Genomic DNA, 14,703 nt, shown 5'->3' with positions numbered 1-14,703 from the left:
ACTCAGCGGTAGCCGTCGGTCTCCGACGTGGCCTCGTTGAGTGAAGCGTCGGCATAGCCTCGGCAGTAGTCCCAGGTCACGTAGGCATCAGGCTCGGGATCGTAGGCGGGCTCGTGCGGACGAACCGTGCCGTCGACGAGCAGCTGCAGCAGGTTCGCCCGCAGCATGTCCCAGTCGTGATAGTGGTCCTGCTGGCATTCGTCGCAGCACACCACGAGGCCACGAATTCCCTTGTGCGCAAGCAATGCCTCATACACCGCCAGGTCGGCCAAGTCGGCCTCGACCGCGGTCCGTTCCTGGGGGTCCAGCGGCTGGCCCGGCTCGAGCGCATCGAGCGCGGCCGAGGGGTCGCATGGGTCGTCGGCGAACGGATCGGGTGGCAAACCTGGAGGTAGGTGATCGCGCACGACTCCACATTACGCAGCACCCCTCATGTCGCGCTAGCCGCCGGGTGGCGGCTAAGTCCATACACGACAGCCATCGATGACGGGCACATCGCGCGAAGGACTGTTCAATTGATGCGCGAATCCGCTGGTGCCGCAGAGCCATTTCCGCGGGTGCGCACCAACTCGTCCGGCGAGGTGCTGCCGCAGCGGCGCCTGTAACGGCGCTCACCCGCGTGGGGCCGTGAAGGGACCGTCGGAGCCGATAAGATGGTTCTTTAGCCTGGCGTCTTCGCACCTGGCTGTATGTGTCACTGGAGGCCCCACCCATGTCGATCGCCGAAAGCAGCATCCCCCTCGCCTTACCGGTGCCGACCGGTGGCGACGATCCGACGAAGATCGCGATGCTCGGCCTCACGTTCGACGATGTCCTGCTGCTGCCTGCCGCATCGGACGTCGTACCCGCCACCGCAGACACCTCCAGCCAGCTGACCAGGAAGATCCGGCTGAAGGTGCCGCTGGTGAGTTCGGCGATGGACACCGTGACCGAAGCCCGGATGGCCATTGCCATGGCGCGCGCGGGCGGCATGGGTGTGCTGCACCGCAATCTGCCGGTGGCCGAGCAGGCCGGCCAGGTCGAGACGGTCAAGCGCTCCGAGGCGGGCATGGTCACCGATCCCGTGACGTGCTCGCCGCACAACACGCTGGCCGAAGTCGACGCGATGTGCGCCCGCTTCCGGATCTCGGGGCTGCCCGTCGTCGACGACACCGGCGAACTCGTCGGCATCATCACCAACCGCGACATGCGGTTCGAGGTCGACCAGTCCAAGCCGGTATCAGAGGTGATGACGAAGGCACCGCTGATTACCGCGCAGGAGGGAGTCTCGGCCGAGGCGGCACTAGGTCTGTTGCGGCGCAACAAGATTGAGAAGCTGCCGATCGTGGACGGGCACGGCAAGCTGACCGGGCTGATCACCGTCAAAGACTTCGTCAAAACCGAACAGTTCCCGCTGTCGACCAAGGACAGCGACGGCCGACTGCTGGTGGGCGCCGCGGTCGGCGTCGGCGACGACGCCTGGACGCGGGCCATGACGCTGGTCGACGCCGGCGTCGACGTCGTGATCGTGGACACCGCGCACGCGCACAACCGGCTCGTGCTCGACATGGTGCACCGGCTCAAGACCGTCGTCGGAGACCGCGTCGAAGTGGTCGGCGGCAACGTGGCCACCCGCGCGGCTGCTGCGGCGCTCGTCGACGCAGGCGCCGACGCGGTGAAGGTCGGCGTCGGCCCCGGTTCCATCTGCACGACGCGCGTCGTCGCCGGTGTGGGCGCCCCGCAGATCACCGCGATCCTCGAGGCGGTCGCGGCGTGCGCACCCGCAGGCGTGCCGGTGATCGCCGACGGCGGACTGCAGTACTCCGGCGACATCGCCAAGGCGCTGGCGGCAGGCGCCTCGACCGCCATGCTGGGTTCGCTTCTCGCGGGCACGGCCGAGTCGCCCGGTGACCTCATCTTCGTCAACGGCAAGCAGTTCAAGAGCTACCGAGGGATGGGTTCGCTGGGGGCGATGCAGAACCGCGGCGCGCAGAAGAGCTTCTCCAAGGACCGGTACTTCCAGGACGACGTGTTGAGCGAGGACAAGCTGGTGCCGGAAGGCATCGAGGGCCGGGTGCCGTTCCGCGGCCCGCTGTCGACGGTCATTCACCAGCTCACCGGCGGATTGCGCGCTGCGATGGGTTACACGGGAGCGGCCACCATCGAGCAGTTGCAGCAGGCGCAGTTCGTGCAGATCACCGCCGCGGGCCTGAAGGAGAGCCATCCGCACGACGTCGCCATGACCGTCGAGGCTCCCAACTACTACGCCCGTTAGGGGAACCCGATGCGCGACATGGTCGAAATCGGCATGGGCCGCACCGCCCGGCGAACCTACGAACTCGACGACATCAACATCGTGCCGTCGCGACGCACCCGCTCCTCGCAGGACGTCTCGACGGCATGGCAGCTCGACGCCTACCGCTTCGAGATCCCCGTGCTGGCGCATCCCACCGATGCACTGGTGTCGCCGTCATTCGCAATCGAGTTGGGTCGGCTGGGTGGGCTCGGCGTCCTCAACGGCGAGGGCCTGATCGGTAGGCACGCCGACGTCGAGGCCAAGATCGTCCAGGTCATCGAGGCGGCCGAGAAGGAACCCGAGCCCGCCGCCGCGATCCGGCTGCTGCAGCAACTGCATGCCGCCCCGATCGACCCCGAGCTGCTGGGCGCGGCGGTGTCGCGGATCCGGGAGGCCGGGGTGACGACGGCCGTGCGCGTCAGCCCGCAGAACGCGCGGGCGCTGACCCCGGTGCTGGTGACCGCGGGCATCGATCTGCTGGTCATCCAGGGCACGATCATCTCGGCCGAACGCGTCGCCGAGGACCATGGCGTCGGCGAACCCTTGAACCTGAAGACCTTCATCTCCGAACTCGACGTGCCGGTCGTCGCGGGCGGGGTGCTCGACCACCGCACGGCGCTGCACCTGATGCGCACCGGCGCCGCGGGCGTCATCGTCGGTTACGGCTCGACTTCGGACGTGACCACCAGCGATGAGGTGCTGGGCATCAGCGTGCCGATGGCGACTGCGATCGCCGACGCTGCGGCCGCGCGCCGCGAGTACCTCGACGAGACCGGCGGGCGCTACGTCCACGTGCTGGCCGACGGCGACATGCACACCTCCGGCGACTTGGCCAAGGCGATCGCCTGCGGCGCCGACGCCGTGGTGCTCGGCACACCACTGGCCACCGCCGCCGAGGCGCTGGGCGACGGCTGGTTCTGGCCGGCTGCGGCGGCCCACCCGTCGCTGCCGCGCGGGGCCCTGCTGCAGGTGGCGATGGGTGAACGGCCGCCGCTGGAGCAGGTCCTCAACGGCCCCTCCGACGACCCGTTCGGCTCGTTGAACCTGGTCGGCGGCCTGCGCCGGTCGATGGCCAAGGCCGGATATTGCGATCTCAAGGAGTTCCAGAAGGTCGGCCTGACGGTAGGGAGCTAGCCCTTCTTCCGTCTGCTCGCGCTTCTTAGTCGACCCTTTCTCGCAAGTTACCACTCGGTAAGTTCATACTGGGGCGATGAAGCCTGACTATGACGTGCTGATCATCGGCTCGGGGTTCGGGGGCAGTGTCACCGCCCTGCGGCTCACCGAAAAGGGCTACCGCGTCGGGGTGCTCGAGGCGGGTCGGCGGTTCAACGACGAGGATTTCGCCAAGACCTCGTGGAACCTGCGCAAGTTCTTGTGGATGCCGAAGCTCGGGATGTACGGCATCCAGCGGATCCATCTGCTGCGCAACGTGATGATCCTGGCGGGCGCCGGAGTGGGCGGCGGGTCCCTGAACTACGCCAACACGCTGTACGTGCCGCCGGAGCCGTTCTTCGGCGATCCGCAGTGGTCGCACATCACCGACTGGCGCGACGAGCTGATGCCGCACTACGACCAGGCGAAGCGGATGCTGGGCGTCGTCAAGAACCCGACCTTCACCGACGCCGACCGCGTCATGAAGGAGGTGGCGGAGGAGATGGGCGTCGGTGACACGTTCGTGGCGACACCTGTCGGAGTGTTCTTCGGGCCCAACGGAAAGAAGGCGCCGGGCGAAACGGTTCCCGACCCGTACTTCGGTGGCGCCGGTCCGGCGCGCACCGGGTGCATCGAGGTCGGCGAGTGCATGACCGGCTGCCGCCACAACGCCAAGAACACGTTGGTGAAGAACTACCTTTACCTGGCCGAAAAGGCCGGCGCCGAAGTGCTTCCGATGACCACCGTGACCGATTTCGAGCAGCGCTCCGACGGGCTGTGGGAGGTCAGCACGATGCGGACCGGGCGGTGGGTGCGCCGCAACCGTCGGACCCTGACCGCGTCGCACGTCGTTCTCGCCGCGGGCACCTACGGCACGCAACGCCTGCTGTTCAGCATGCGTGACAAGGGCAAGCTGCCGAAGCTCTCGGCCAAGCTGGGAATGCTGACCCGAACGAACTCCGAATCCATCGTCGGCGCAGGACGATTCAAGGTCACACCGGATCTCAACCTGACCCACGGCGTCGCGATCACGTCGTCCATTCATCCGACCTCGGACACCCATGTCGAACCGGTGCGCTACGGCAAGGGCTCCAACGCGATGGGGTTGTTGCAGACGTTGATGACCGATGGCGACGGGCCCGAGGGTTCCGACGTGCCGCGGTGGAGGCAGCTGATGCGGCAGGCGGCCGCGGACCCGCGCGGGACGATGCGCTTGCTCAACGCCCGCCGATGGAGTGAACGCACGATGATCGCCCTGGTGATGCAGCACCTGGACAACTCGATCACGACCTACACCAAGCGCAATCGCTTCGGCGTCCACCGCTACCTGAGCAAGCAGGGCCACGGCGCGCCGAACCCGTCGTGGATCCCGGTCGGCAACGAGGTCACTCGGCGCATCGCCAAGAAGATCGACGGCGTTGCGGGCGGCACCTGGGGCGAACTGTTCAACATCCCGCTCACCGCGCACTTCCTCGGCGGGGCGGCGATCGGCGACAGCCCCGAGCACGGCGTCATCGACCCGTATCACCGGGTCTACGGGTATCCCACGCTTTCGGTACACGACGGCGCGGCGATCTCTGCGAACCTCGGCGTCAACCCGTCGCTGTCGATCACCGCACAGGCCGAGCGGGCGGCGTCGCTGTGGCCCAACGAGGGACAAGCCGACGAACGCCCGGCCCAGGGGCAGCCGTACAAGCGGATCGCGCCGATTCAGCCGAAGAACCCCGTCGTACCGGCTGACGCGCCCGCGGCGTTGCGACGGCTGCCGATCGAGCCGGTCAGTTCGGCAGGTTAGATCGGCGTCAATTTCGGGTACTTTCGGTCAGCTTGGCCGTAGGGGCCCGGGGGTAAGGAGGCTCGCAACGATGCGGACCGCGTATTACGAACAATTGGCCGGGCTGGGAGACCATCTGGCGGAGATGTGCGGCCTGGCCGCAACGTCGATGGAACGCGCCACCCAGGCGCTACTCGAGGCCGACCTGACGCTCGCCGAGCAGGTGATTGCCGACCACGAGCACGTGACCGACCTCAGCAGGCGCGTCGAGGAGATCGCGCTGCGACTTCTGGCCCTGCAACAGCCGGTGGCCAGCGACCTGCGAATGGTCGTCGGCTCGATTCACATCGGCGCCGACATCGACCGGATGAGCGCGCTCGCCGTGCACGTCGCGAGCATCTCGCGGCTGCGGCATCCCGACTGCGCCCTGCCCGGCGACGTCCGGGCGAGCTTCGCCGAGATGGGTTCGCGGGCCGTCGCACTGGCCCGGACTGCACGTGAGGTGCTGCAGTCCCGCGATCCTGACAAGGCCGGACGACTGCGCGACGAGGACGACGCGGTGGACGCCGAACACCGGCACCTGTTCACGCTGCTGATCGACCACAAGTGGCAGGACGGGGTCTGTTCGGCCGTCGACGTCGCGCTGCTCGGCCGCTATTACGAACGGTTCGCCGACCACGCGGTCGAAATCGGCAGGCGAGTGGTGTTCGAGGCGACCGGAGGGCTACCACTGACCAAACAGATGGCTTAGTCGCGCCATCTGTGCCGTTATCGTCTGACCCATGAAACTGGTCATGGGGGCGAGCGGCTTCCTGGGTTCACATGTGACCCGGCAACTCGTCGAGCGCGGCGACGACGTACGCGTTCTACTGCGCCGTACCAGTTCCACGCGGGGCATCGACGGCCTCGACGTCGAACGCCACTACGGCGACCTGTTCGACGACGAAGCGCTGCGGCGCGCGATGGCAGATTGCGACGTCGTGTACTACTGCGTGGTCGACGCCCGGATGTGGTTGCGGGATCCGGCCGCACTGTTCCGCACCAACGTCGACGGGCTACGGCATGTGCTCGACGCCGCGGCGGCCGCCAGCCTGAAGCGATTCGTGTTCACCAGCACCACAGGCACACTCGCGATCAGCGACACCCGACCCGTCACCGAGGACGACCCGCACAACTGGAACGAAGGTGGTGCCTACATCGAATCGCGCGTGGCCGCAGAAAATCTCGTGATGGACTACGTCCGCGACAAGGGCTTACCCGCTGTGGCCCTGTGCATCTCGACGACCTATGGTCCCGGAGACTGGCAGCCGACCCCGCACGGCGGGTTGATAGCGAGGGTTGCGACTGGTGGTTTCCCCTTTTATCTGGACTTCTCCTCTGAGGTTGTCGGCATCGAGGACGCCGCGGGGGCAATGCTTCTCGCCGCCGAGCGCGGGACGGTCGGTGAGCGCTACATCATCTCGGACAAATACATGAGCACCCGCGAGGTGCACGAGATCGCTGCCAAGGCTGCCGGGGTGCGGGCGCCGCGCATCAAGCTGCCGTTGCGCCTTCTGTACGCCGCCGCGCACGCCAACGATGCCGCGGCGCGCTTGCTGCGTCGTGACCTGCCGTTCGCCGTCGCGGGAGTCAAGATGGCCGAACTGATGTCGCCGCTCGATCACAGCAAGGCCGAACGTGAGCTCGGCTGGAAACCCGAACCAGTGGAGGACTCGATTCGTCAGGCCGCCCGGTTCTTCGTCGAACACGCAGCCCCGGGGACTGCCTGAGTTGGCTTGACCTTCGACCACGAGACCTTCATCTGGGCAATGGGAATCAGCCAGGAGTGCCTTCTCGATTGTTGTGGCGGCGTTGACCGCAATGTCACGCGTTCAGCAAACCGGTGCTCTATATTGAGCGGGCTTGCCGTCGCTACAAGAGAAAATGGGACCCGATGACGTATCAGCCACCGCCTCCTGGAACTCCTCCGCCACCGGGCCCGCCGCCTCCGCCGCCGGGATACGGTGCGCCGCAAGGCAGTTACCCGACACAGCAGCCGGACAGCAACCTGGTGTGGGGCATCCTGTGCGCCGTTCTGTGCTGTCTGCCGCTGGGCATCGTGTCCATCGTCTATGCCGCCAAGGTGTCGGGCCTGTGGACCGCGGGTCAATACGCCGAGGCTCAAGCGGCCGCCGACAACGCCAAGAAATACGCCATCTGGGGCGCGGTGGCCGGTGTCGTCGTCGGCATCATCTACGCCATCATCGCGGTCGCCGGTGGCTTGTCCATGTCGTCGTACTAGTGATGCACGTCGCGCACCGGCTCGCCGCTCCGATGGGAGTCGCCGCAGTCGCGGCGGGCGGTTGCGCGGTCGTATGGCTCGCCAACCCGACAGTGCCCGGTGGCATCCTGCCGGTGTGCCCCACCCAGACGCTTCTGGGGATCGCCTGCCCCGGCTGTGGCAGCCTGCGGATGATCTACTCGCTGCTGCATCTGGACGTGGCAGCGGCCGCCCGGTACAACGCGCTGGGCCTGGTCGCGGTGCTGTTGCTGGTCTGGTCGTTCGGTGCATGGACCTACGGCAGATCGACGGGCACGCAGGTGCGCAGCTGGCAGCATCTGCGATGGTCGGCGCCGGTGGCGCTGGTGCTGACGCTGGCGTGGTTTGTCGTGCGCAACTTGGGGTTTGAGCCCTTCGTCGCCTTGCACGTCTGACCTGCGCCGCGCCAACTAGACTGATCGGGTGAATTCAGCTTCTCCCCGGCCCGTGCTGGTGGTCGACTTCGGTGCGCAGTATGCGCAGCTGATCGCGCGACGGGTCCGCGAGGCGCGGGTGTTTTCCGAGGTCATCCCCCACACCGCGAGCGTCGAAGAGATCAAGGCCCGCGATCCGCAGGCCATCGTGCTGTCGGGCGGACCGGCCAGCGTCTACACCGACGGGGCGCCGCGGCTCGATCCCGCGGTTTTCGATCTCGGGGTGCCGGTGTTCGGGATCTGCTATGGATTCCAGGCGATGGCTCAGTCGCTCGGCGGGACGGTGGCCAAGACCGGCACCAGCGAGTACGGCCGCACCGAGCTCAATGTGACCGGGGGACAACTTCATTCGGATCTACCGACGATCCAGCCGGTGTGGATGAGCCACGGCGACGCCGTCACGGCGGCTCCCGACGGGTTCGAAGTGGTGGCCACCAGTTCCGGTGCGCCCGTCGCCGCGTTCGAGGATCGCGGGCGCCTGCTCGCGGGTGTGCAGTATCACCCCGAGGTCATGCACACCCCGCACGGTCAGCAGGTGCTCAGCCGGTTCCTGCACGAGTTCGCCGGGATCGACTCCACGTGGACCCCGGCGAACATCGCCGACGCGCTGGTCGAGCAGGTGCGCGAGCAGATCGGTGACGGGCGTGCGATCTGCGGCCTCTCCGGTGGGGTGGATTCGGCGGTGGCCGCCGCGCTCGTGCAGCGCGCGATCGGGGACCGGCTGACGTGTGTGTTCGTCGACCACGGGCTGCTGCGCGCGGGCGAGCGGGGGCAGGTGCAGCGCGACTTCGTCGCCGCCACCGGCGCGAACCTGGTGACCGTCGACGTCGCCGACCGGTTCCTCGAGGCGCTGTCGGGGGTCACCAACCCCGAGGGCAAACGCAAGATCATCGGCCGCGAGTTCATCCGGGCCTTCGAGGGCGCCGTGCGAGACACGCTGGGCGCGGCGGACTCCGAGATCGAATTCCTGGTTCAGGGCACGCTGTATCCCGACGTCGTCGAGTCCGGCGGCGGTTCGGGCACCGCCAACATCAAGAGCCACCACAATGTCGGCGGCCTGCCCGGCGACTTGAAGTTCAAACTCGTTGAGCCGCTTCGGCTGCTGTTCAAGGACGAGGTTCGGGCGGTGGGCCGCGAGCTCGGCTTGCCCGAGGAGATCGTCGCGCGCCAGCCGTTCCCGGGCCCTGGCCTTGGTATCCGCATCGTCGGCGAAGTCACGGCGCAGCGGTTGGACACGCTGCGGCGCGCCGACGCGATCGCCCGCGAGGAACTGACCGCCGCCGGGCTGGACAACCAGATCTGGCAGTGCCCGGTGGTGCTGCTCGCCGACGTCCGCTCGGTGGGCGTGCAGGGCGACGGCCGGACCTACGGCCATCCGATCGTGCTGCGGCCGGTGTCCAGCGAGGATGCCATGACCGCCGACTGGACGCGGGTGCCCTACGAGGTGCTCGAACGGATCTCCACGCGCATCACCAACGAAGTGCCCGAGGTGAACCGGGTCGTGCTGGACGTCACCAGCAAGCCCCCCGGCACCATCGAGTGGGAGTAGTCAGGCGTCTGGCTCTTTGTCGATGAAGTCCCCGAGGATCTCACCGACGACCGACTCGATGGTCGATTCGATCGAGAATGCCAGCGTGGCCGATACCGCGGACACGGCCTGAGTGCGGAACCGCACGAGCATGGTGATCAATTCGGCCACCTCGGTGTCCGGCGGCAGCGCCGCACCCGGATTGATGCGGTGCAGCACCTCCTCGACCCCCGCCTGCACCAGCATCCCGCTGATCTGATCGACCAGGGGCGCGATCTGCTCATGCAGGTCGATGAGCTTGCCGGTGGCCACGCCGTACTGGCGGATCTCGTTGAACGCCTCGACGAGCTTGGGCCGCACGACGATCGCCTCGCCGTCCTCGAGGCGGATGACCCCCAGTCCGACCATCCGCTCGAAGCCGGGGTCATCGTCGATCAGACGCTTCGCATCCGCGACGCTCATGCGTTCGGGCTTCTCGGTCGCCCAACTGCCCGCGATCGCCGATTCGAGACCGAGCATGTCACCCACGCCCTTGCCCTGCTCCCAGGCCGACAGCATCTCGTGGACGTGGGAGATGTTGTAGCCGCGGTCGAGCAGCGACGTGATCAGCCGCAGCCGGGTCAGGTGGGTGTCGTTGAACAGGGCGATCCGGCCGACCCGCAGGGGCGGATGCAGGAGATCACGATCGCGGTACACCCGAATGTTGCGGGTGGTGGTGCCGGCCAGGCGGGCCAGCTCCTCGATGCGGTATTCGCCCGACTGCTCCACGTCATGGGGCTGGACGGCGGCGTTGAACAGCTGCGACACGGCCGACTCGATGACATCTCGGGACCCCCGCCGCACGCGCCTCGGTGCGCGCCGAAGCCCGTTGAGGATGGCCGAGACCGGTCCCGCTTCTGGACGCGGCTGTCGCGCTGTCATGTCACGCCGAGGTCGTGACCGCGCGTGAGCGGCGCTTCGATTGCGGGGTGTCGCGCGCGATCGCCTGATAGTCGCCGAATCGGAAGTCCCGCATCTGTCGAAGATACTGCGTCGCGAAGCCGGGGAACATCGAGGCGTTGAATCCGTCCTTCGTCAGGTACCAACTGTTGCAGCCGGTCATCCATGTGGTCTTGGTCAAGCGCTTCTGGATGCGCTCGTTGTAGCGCTGCTGAACCTCTTCGCGGACGTCGAGATAGCGCAGGTTCTCGTCGAGGACCGTGGTGATCGCGCGCACGGCGTAGTCGATCTGGCCTTCGACGTAGACCAGCAGCGAGTTGTGCCCGGGACCCGAGTTCGGCCCGGTCATGAAGAACAGGTTGGGGTAGCCGCTGGCCTGGATGCTCTTGTACGCCCGGGCCCCGTCTGCCCATTCGTCTGCAAGCGATCGGCCGCCGATGCCGGTGATCGGATAGGGCGGTCCGGTCAGGTGCACGTCGTAGCCGGTGGCGAACACGACAGCGTCGAGGTGGTGTTCGACGCCGTCGCTGGTTCGGATGCCGACCGGACTCATCGTGGCGATCGGCCAGTCGATGAGCTTGCAATTGTCCTGCTGCAGCGCCGGATAGTAGTCGCTGGAGACCAGCATCCGCTTGCAGCCCGGCGTGAAGTCGGGCGTGAGCTGCCTGCGCATCCACGGGTCTTTGACCTGCCTGCGTAGATGTGCTTTGCCCAGCCGCGCGACCAGCCCGGTCAGCGGCGAGTCCCAAACCAGAGCGGTGGCGCTGGCCTCATGACCCCAGAACAGAATCTGACGGGCGAGTTGTTGCACCGCAGGAACTTTGGTGAATAACGTCTGAGCGGTAGCCGGCATGGCCACGTCGAGACGCGGAGTCACCCAGCCTGGCGTGCGCTGGAAGACCTTGACGAATTCGGCGTGCTTGACCAGTTCGGGAATGATCTGCACGGCGCTGGCACCGGTGCCGATGACCGCGACGCGCTTGCCGGCGAAATCGTAGCCGTGATCCCAACGCGCACTGTGGATCTTGTGGCCCTCATAGGTCTCGAGACCGCGGATGTCAGGCCACTTGTGGTCCGGGAGTGGCCCGGACGCCAAGACGACGGTTTTCGCGCGGAAACGCTTGCTGCCAGTGGTCTTCACTATCCACACCCCGTCGGCCTCGCCGAACTCCAGGCCGTTGACCTCGACGCCGAACCGGATGCGGCGCCGCACGTCGAATGCGTCCGCCATGTCCTCGATGTGCTGGCGAATCTCGCCCGCGGGAGAGTACGCGCGTGACCATGTCGGGTTCTTGACGAACGAGAACGAGTACAGCAGCGACGGGATATCGCAGGCCGCGCCGGGATATGTGTTGTCGCGCCAGGTTCCGCCGATGCGGTCGCTGCGATCGAGGATGACGAAGTCGTCGACGCCTGCTTCGGCCAGCTTGATCGCCGCGCCGATGCCGGTGAAGCCCGCGCCGACGATGAGCGTGTCGTAGGTGTGGTTAGGCATGGTCAGGCCGCCGGCTCGTGGGTGAGTTCCTTGAACCACGACGGGATGGGCCGCAGCAGTGCCTTCGGATAGCGGTCCGATGCCCACACCATCGAATTGGCCAGCAGGTGGTAGGGGTGCCGGGGTTTCACGACGACGCTCGCATGCCGCTTGAGCACCTGGTACGTCGGCACCCGCCATGTCTGCTCACCGCGTTCGCCGAGCTGGCGGAAGCGTTTGACCGCGTCGTACAAACGCTCGGGTTCCATTCCCATGCCGACGATCTCGTTGCGGATGCGGTTGAGCAGCGGGGCGTACATGATGGCGCCGAGGATCAGCCCGGGAGAGGCGATGTTGCCGACGAATTCGACGGCCAGCTTGCGGGCCTTAGCGTGGCCGATCATGTCCAACACGGCGAAATCGACCACGATGTGCCGGGATTCGTCATTGTTGATCTTCTCGAACACCTGGTGGCAGACGGGATCGTCGACCTCGTCGAGAAGGAATTTCAGAAGCGCGCCGTCGAGGGCCACCTCCAGCATCGGGATGACGGTGCCCAGTATCGACAGCGACATACCGTCGGCGTACTTGTCGAGCCAGTCGATCGCGAGCCTGATGTTGACGTTGGGCTCGGGCATCTCATCACCGTCGAGCATGCCCCACCGCTTCATCAGCGCCAGTTCGGCGTTGGCGTGGCGCTGCTCCTCGGCGTGGAAGTAGCGGTAGATCTCGGCGATGGTCGGTGTCGGCGCCTTCTTGGCCAGTGCTGCGAAGCCGCGTGCTCCGATGTTCTCGATCCAGCACAGGTCAGCCATGAAGGCCTTCAGCTTCGGGCGTTGCTCGTCGGTGATCAGCTCGGCACCGGGTGCATCCCAGTCGATGTCGGCCAGCGCCCACTGGCGGTCCTTGATCTTCGCGAGCATCGTGTCCATGTCGATCGTCATTGGTGCCTCCTGGTGGGGGACGGAAGTCGCATTCGGCTCATCCGGTGATGCGTGTGGTAAGTCCGACGGCGCGGGTGTACACCGTCGGGGTGAAACGCTTGATGCCCCAGCCGATCCGGGCATCGGGTTGCGGCATGCAGTAGAGGGCGCCTCGGTCCAGGGTGTCCAAACACATCCGGGCGACGCGTTGCGGGGAGAATCCGGTCCAGCGCATCAGCATGTCGGCCAGTTGCGTTGACTTGTCCGAGATCCGGCCTGAGGAGACGATGTTGGTCTTGACGAATGTCGGGCAGAGAACCGTCACGTTCACCCCGGTGCCGCTCAGTTCGGCGGCCAGTGTCTCCGACAGCGACAGCACCCCTGCTTTGCTGACGTTGTAGGCGGCCATCCCGGGTGCCGCACCGAATGCGGCGGCCGATGCGACGTTGATGATGCCGCCGTGACCTGCCTGGCGCAGAACCGGTGTGAACACCTGGCAGCCATGGATCGGACCCCACAGGTTGACGTCCAGCACCCACTGCCAGTCGTCGAGACTCGACTCACCGATGGGTAGTCCGCCCGCGCCGACTCCGGCGTTGTTGATCACCAGTGTGGGTGGCCCGCCGAACCAGGACTGTGCCTCCTCGGCCAGCACGTGGACATCGTCGAGCCGCGTGACGTCGCAGCGAACCGCGACCGCTTCACCGCCGACGGCGTTGATGGCGTCAGCTGTTGCGCGAGCCGAGATTTCGTCGATGTCGCTGCACACCACCCGTCCGTCGCGCTCGGCGAGCTCGGTGGCGAATGCGGCGCCGATCCCGCTGCCCGCTCCGGTGATCACCGCTGCGGCGTTGCGGCTGCGTTTGACAGAAGACCCGAACACTCCCATGCCGGTCAGCCCGCTGCCTGGCCGACGGCGTCGACCCGCAGTGCTTCGGCGATGAAGGCCGCGATCTCGCGCATGGCGGGCGCCGCCTCCGGAGCCAGCCGCGGCAGGGCCTGGAAGACGTGCACCTGATCGGGCCAGATCTTCAGCTCACATGGTGCGCCTGCGGTCCGAATGTCCTGCGCGAGTGCGATGGCGTCTGCGGCGAGCATCTCGGCTCCACCGGCGTGGATGAGAGTGGGTGGCAGCGCCCGCCCGCCCGCGACATCGTGTCTGAGTCGCGGATGAACGGGTTCGACTCCGGCGCAGTACAACCCGAGGAGACGAGCCGCGTCGCGAGATCGGATGGCCGGATCCCGGCGGAGCTGTTCCCGTTGCTTGGCGAGCTCGAACGTCAGATCTTTGACTGGAGAGAGCAGCACAGCTCCTGCCGGGTGGGCCACGTCGGGCTGCAGGAGAAGGTCGACGGCGAGATGCCCGCCCGCGGAGTCGCCTGCGATCACGGTCTTCTCCGGCGCCACGCGGAGGTCATCGGTCAACCAATGCCAGCCGGCCCGCACATCATCTGCGGCAGTGGGGAATCGGTGGCGCGGTGCCAACCGGTAGTCCACGCTGAACACCGGGAGCCCGGTCAGTCGGGACAACCACGAGGTGAGCCGACGGTGGGTCCGTGGCGAGCAGAGCGCGAAACCGCTGCCGTGGATGAAATAGACGGCGCCATCGGTGGGCGGCCGCCGTACTCCTGCGCCGTAGACCCATTCACCGACCACGCGCCGACCAGCGGACGTCGTGACGTCGATCCGGTCGACCCGAGTGCCCGCGAGCGACGGGCCGAAGGTGTCCATGATGCGGGCGATGATCTGACGGGACAGCCACAGTCCCCATGGCTGCTCCGGCGGAAGTACGGAGGCAATCTGTCGCAGAGTCAGGCCGCTGATCGTCGCGGCGCTACGGGATCGAAGCGAACCGCGCTCGGCATTGAGCATGGCGAGAACACAACCTCAAATGTTGACATTTGT

The 14,703-nt window shown here is 66.8% G+C and carries 14 protein-coding genes; 8 read left to right on the top strand and 6 right to left on the bottom strand.

The window, feature by feature from the left end; all coding sequences use genetic code 11:
* Positions 1 to 2: 2 nt before the first annotated feature.
* Positions 3 to 407, bottom strand: coding sequence for a DUF5319 domain-containing protein (locus tag N4S67_RS06535; RefSeq protein ID WP_067226169.1), 405 nt, complete (start codon positions 405 to 407; stop codon positions 3 to 5).
* Between the two features lie 305 nt (positions 408 to 712).
* Between N4S67_RS06535 and guaB the strand changes: the two genes are divergently transcribed.
* From guaB to guaA, 8 genes are all read left to right on the top strand, one after another.
* Entirely contained in the window at positions 713 to 2,254 is a 1,542-nt protein-coding gene (gene guaB / locus N4S67_RS06530) for an IMP dehydrogenase (RefSeq protein WP_260992159.1), read from the top strand.
* An 18-nt stretch (positions 2,255 to 2,272) separates the two neighbouring features.
* Positions 2,273 to 3,409, top strand: a complete 1,137-nt coding sequence (locus N4S67_RS06525; protein WP_260993029.1) for a GuaB3 family IMP dehydrogenase-related protein — start codon at positions 2,273 to 2,275, stop codon at positions 3,407 to 3,409.
* A 76-nt stretch (positions 3,410 to 3,485) separates the two neighbouring features.
* Positions 3,486 to 5,222, top strand: a complete 1,737-nt coding sequence (locus N4S67_RS06520) for a GMC family oxidoreductase (RefSeq protein WP_260992158.1) — start codon at positions 3,486 to 3,488, stop codon at positions 5,220 to 5,222.
* A gap of 70 nt (positions 5,223 to 5,292) precedes the next feature.
* Entirely contained in the window at positions 5,293 to 5,952 is a 660-nt protein-coding gene (phoU, locus tag N4S67_RS06515; RefSeq protein ID WP_260992157.1) for a phosphate signaling complex protein PhoU, read from the top strand.
* Between the two features lie 31 nt (positions 5,953 to 5,983).
* Positions 5,984 to 6,970, top strand: coding sequence for an NAD-dependent epimerase/dehydratase family protein (locus tag N4S67_RS06510; RefSeq protein WP_260992156.1), 987 nt, complete (start codon positions 5,984 to 5,986; stop codon positions 6,968 to 6,970).
* A gap of 164 nt (positions 6,971 to 7,134) precedes the next feature.
* Positions 7,135 to 7,482 carry a CD225/dispanin family protein gene (locus N4S67_RS06505; RefSeq protein ID WP_260992155.1) on the top strand — a complete coding sequence of 116 codons (348 nt, stop codon included), beginning with the start codon at positions 7,135 to 7,137 and terminating at the stop codon, positions 7,480 to 7,482.
* Positions 7,483 to 7,484: 2 nt separating this feature from the next.
* Positions 7,485 to 7,895 carry a DUF2752 domain-containing protein gene (locus N4S67_RS06500; RefSeq protein WP_260992154.1) on the top strand — a complete coding sequence of 137 codons (411 nt, stop codon included), beginning with the start codon at positions 7,485 to 7,487 and terminating at the stop codon, positions 7,893 to 7,895.
* A gap of 28 nt (positions 7,896 to 7,923) precedes the next feature.
* Positions 7,924 to 9,483: a glutamine-hydrolyzing GMP synthase gene (gene guaA, locus N4S67_RS06495; protein WP_260992153.1), complete on the top strand. Its 1,560-nt coding sequence runs from the start codon at positions 7,924 to 7,926 to the stop codon at positions 9,481 to 9,483.
* On the opposite strand, the gene N4S67_RS06490 is transcribed toward guaA, so the two are convergent.
* The 5 genes from N4S67_RS06490 to N4S67_RS06470 are packed head-to-tail and all read right to left on the bottom strand — an operon-like array spanning position 9,484 to position 14,670.
* Positions 9,484 to 10,383, bottom strand: coding sequence for a MerR family transcriptional regulator (locus tag N4S67_RS06490; RefSeq protein ID WP_260992152.1), 900 nt, complete (start codon positions 10,381 to 10,383; stop codon positions 9,484 to 9,486). It abuts the gene before it with no gap.
* Position 10,384: 1 nt separating this feature from the next.
* Entirely contained in the window at positions 10,385 to 11,896 is a 1,512-nt protein-coding gene (locus tag N4S67_RS06485) for a flavin-containing monooxygenase (protein ID WP_390893259.1), read from the bottom strand.
* A gap of 2 nt (positions 11,897 to 11,898) precedes the next feature.
* Positions 11,899 to 12,819: a ferritin-like domain-containing protein gene (locus tag N4S67_RS06480; RefSeq protein WP_260992151.1), complete on the bottom strand. Its 921-nt coding sequence runs from the start codon at positions 12,817 to 12,819 to the stop codon at positions 11,899 to 11,901.
* Between the two features lie 37 nt (positions 12,820 to 12,856).
* The gene (locus N4S67_RS06475) at positions 12,857 to 13,687 is read right to left on the bottom strand and encodes an SDR family NAD(P)-dependent oxidoreductase (protein WP_260992150.1); all 831 of its coding nucleotides are present in this window, start codon (positions 13,685 to 13,687) and stop codon (positions 12,857 to 12,859) included.
* Between the two features lie 5 nt (positions 13,688 to 13,692).
* Complete coding sequence (locus N4S67_RS06470; RefSeq protein ID WP_260992149.1) at positions 13,693 to 14,670, bottom strand: alpha/beta hydrolase; 978 nt, start codon at positions 14,668 to 14,670, stop codon at positions 13,693 to 13,695.
* Between the last annotated feature and the right edge of the window lie 33 nt (positions 14,671 to 14,703).

Source organism: Mycobacterium deserti (assembly GCF_025345615.1).
In the GTDB taxonomy this organism is placed as follows: domain Bacteria; phylum Actinomycetota; class Actinomycetes; order Mycobacteriales; family Mycobacteriaceae; genus Mycobacterium; species Mycobacterium deserti.
Note: the sequence above shows the minus strand (reverse complement) of the source record. Positions and strands in the feature narration are given on the sequence as shown.

Coding starts and splice junctions, on each gene's coding strand:
- N4S67_RS06485 (WP_390893259.1), bottom strand. CDS start 11,896: ATGCCTAACCACACCTACGACACGCTCATCGTCGGCGCGGGCTTCACC.
- N4S67_RS06520 (WP_260992158.1), top strand. CDS start 3,486: ATGAAGCCTGACTATGACGTGCTGATCATCGGCTCGGGGTTCGGGGGC.
- N4S67_RS06510 (WP_260992156.1), top strand. CDS start 5,984: ATGAAACTGGTCATGGGGGCGAGCGGCTTCCTGGGTTCACATGTGACC.
- N4S67_RS06470 (WP_260992149.1), bottom strand. CDS start 14,670: ATGCTCAATGCCGAGCGCGGTTCGCTTCGATCCCGTAGCGCCGCGACG.
- N4S67_RS06475 (WP_260992150.1), bottom strand. CDS start 13,687: ATGGGAGTGTTCGGGTCTTCTGTCAAACGCAGCCGCAACGCCGCAGCG.
- N4S67_RS06505 (WP_260992155.1), top strand. CDS start 7,135: ATGACGTATCAGCCACCGCCTCCTGGAACTCCTCCGCCACCGGGCCCG.
- phoU (WP_260992157.1), top strand. CDS start 5,293: ATGCGGACCGCGTATTACGAACAATTGGCCGGGCTGGGAGACCATCTG.
- N4S67_RS06480 (WP_260992151.1), bottom strand. CDS start 12,819: ATGACGATCGACATGGACACGATGCTCGCGAAGATCAAGGACCGCCAG.
- N4S67_RS06500 (WP_260992154.1), top strand. CDS start 7,485: ATGCACGTCGCGCACCGGCTCGCCGCTCCGATGGGAGTCGCCGCAGTC.
- N4S67_RS06490 (WP_260992152.1), bottom strand. CDS start 10,383: ATGACAGCGCGACAGCCGCGTCCAGAAGCGGGACCGGTCTCGGCCATC.
- N4S67_RS06525 (WP_260993029.1), top strand. CDS start 2,273: ATGGTCGAAATCGGCATGGGCCGCACCGCCCGGCGAACCTACGAACTC.
- guaB (WP_260992159.1), top strand. CDS start 713: ATGTCGATCGCCGAAAGCAGCATCCCCCTCGCCTTACCGGTGCCGACC.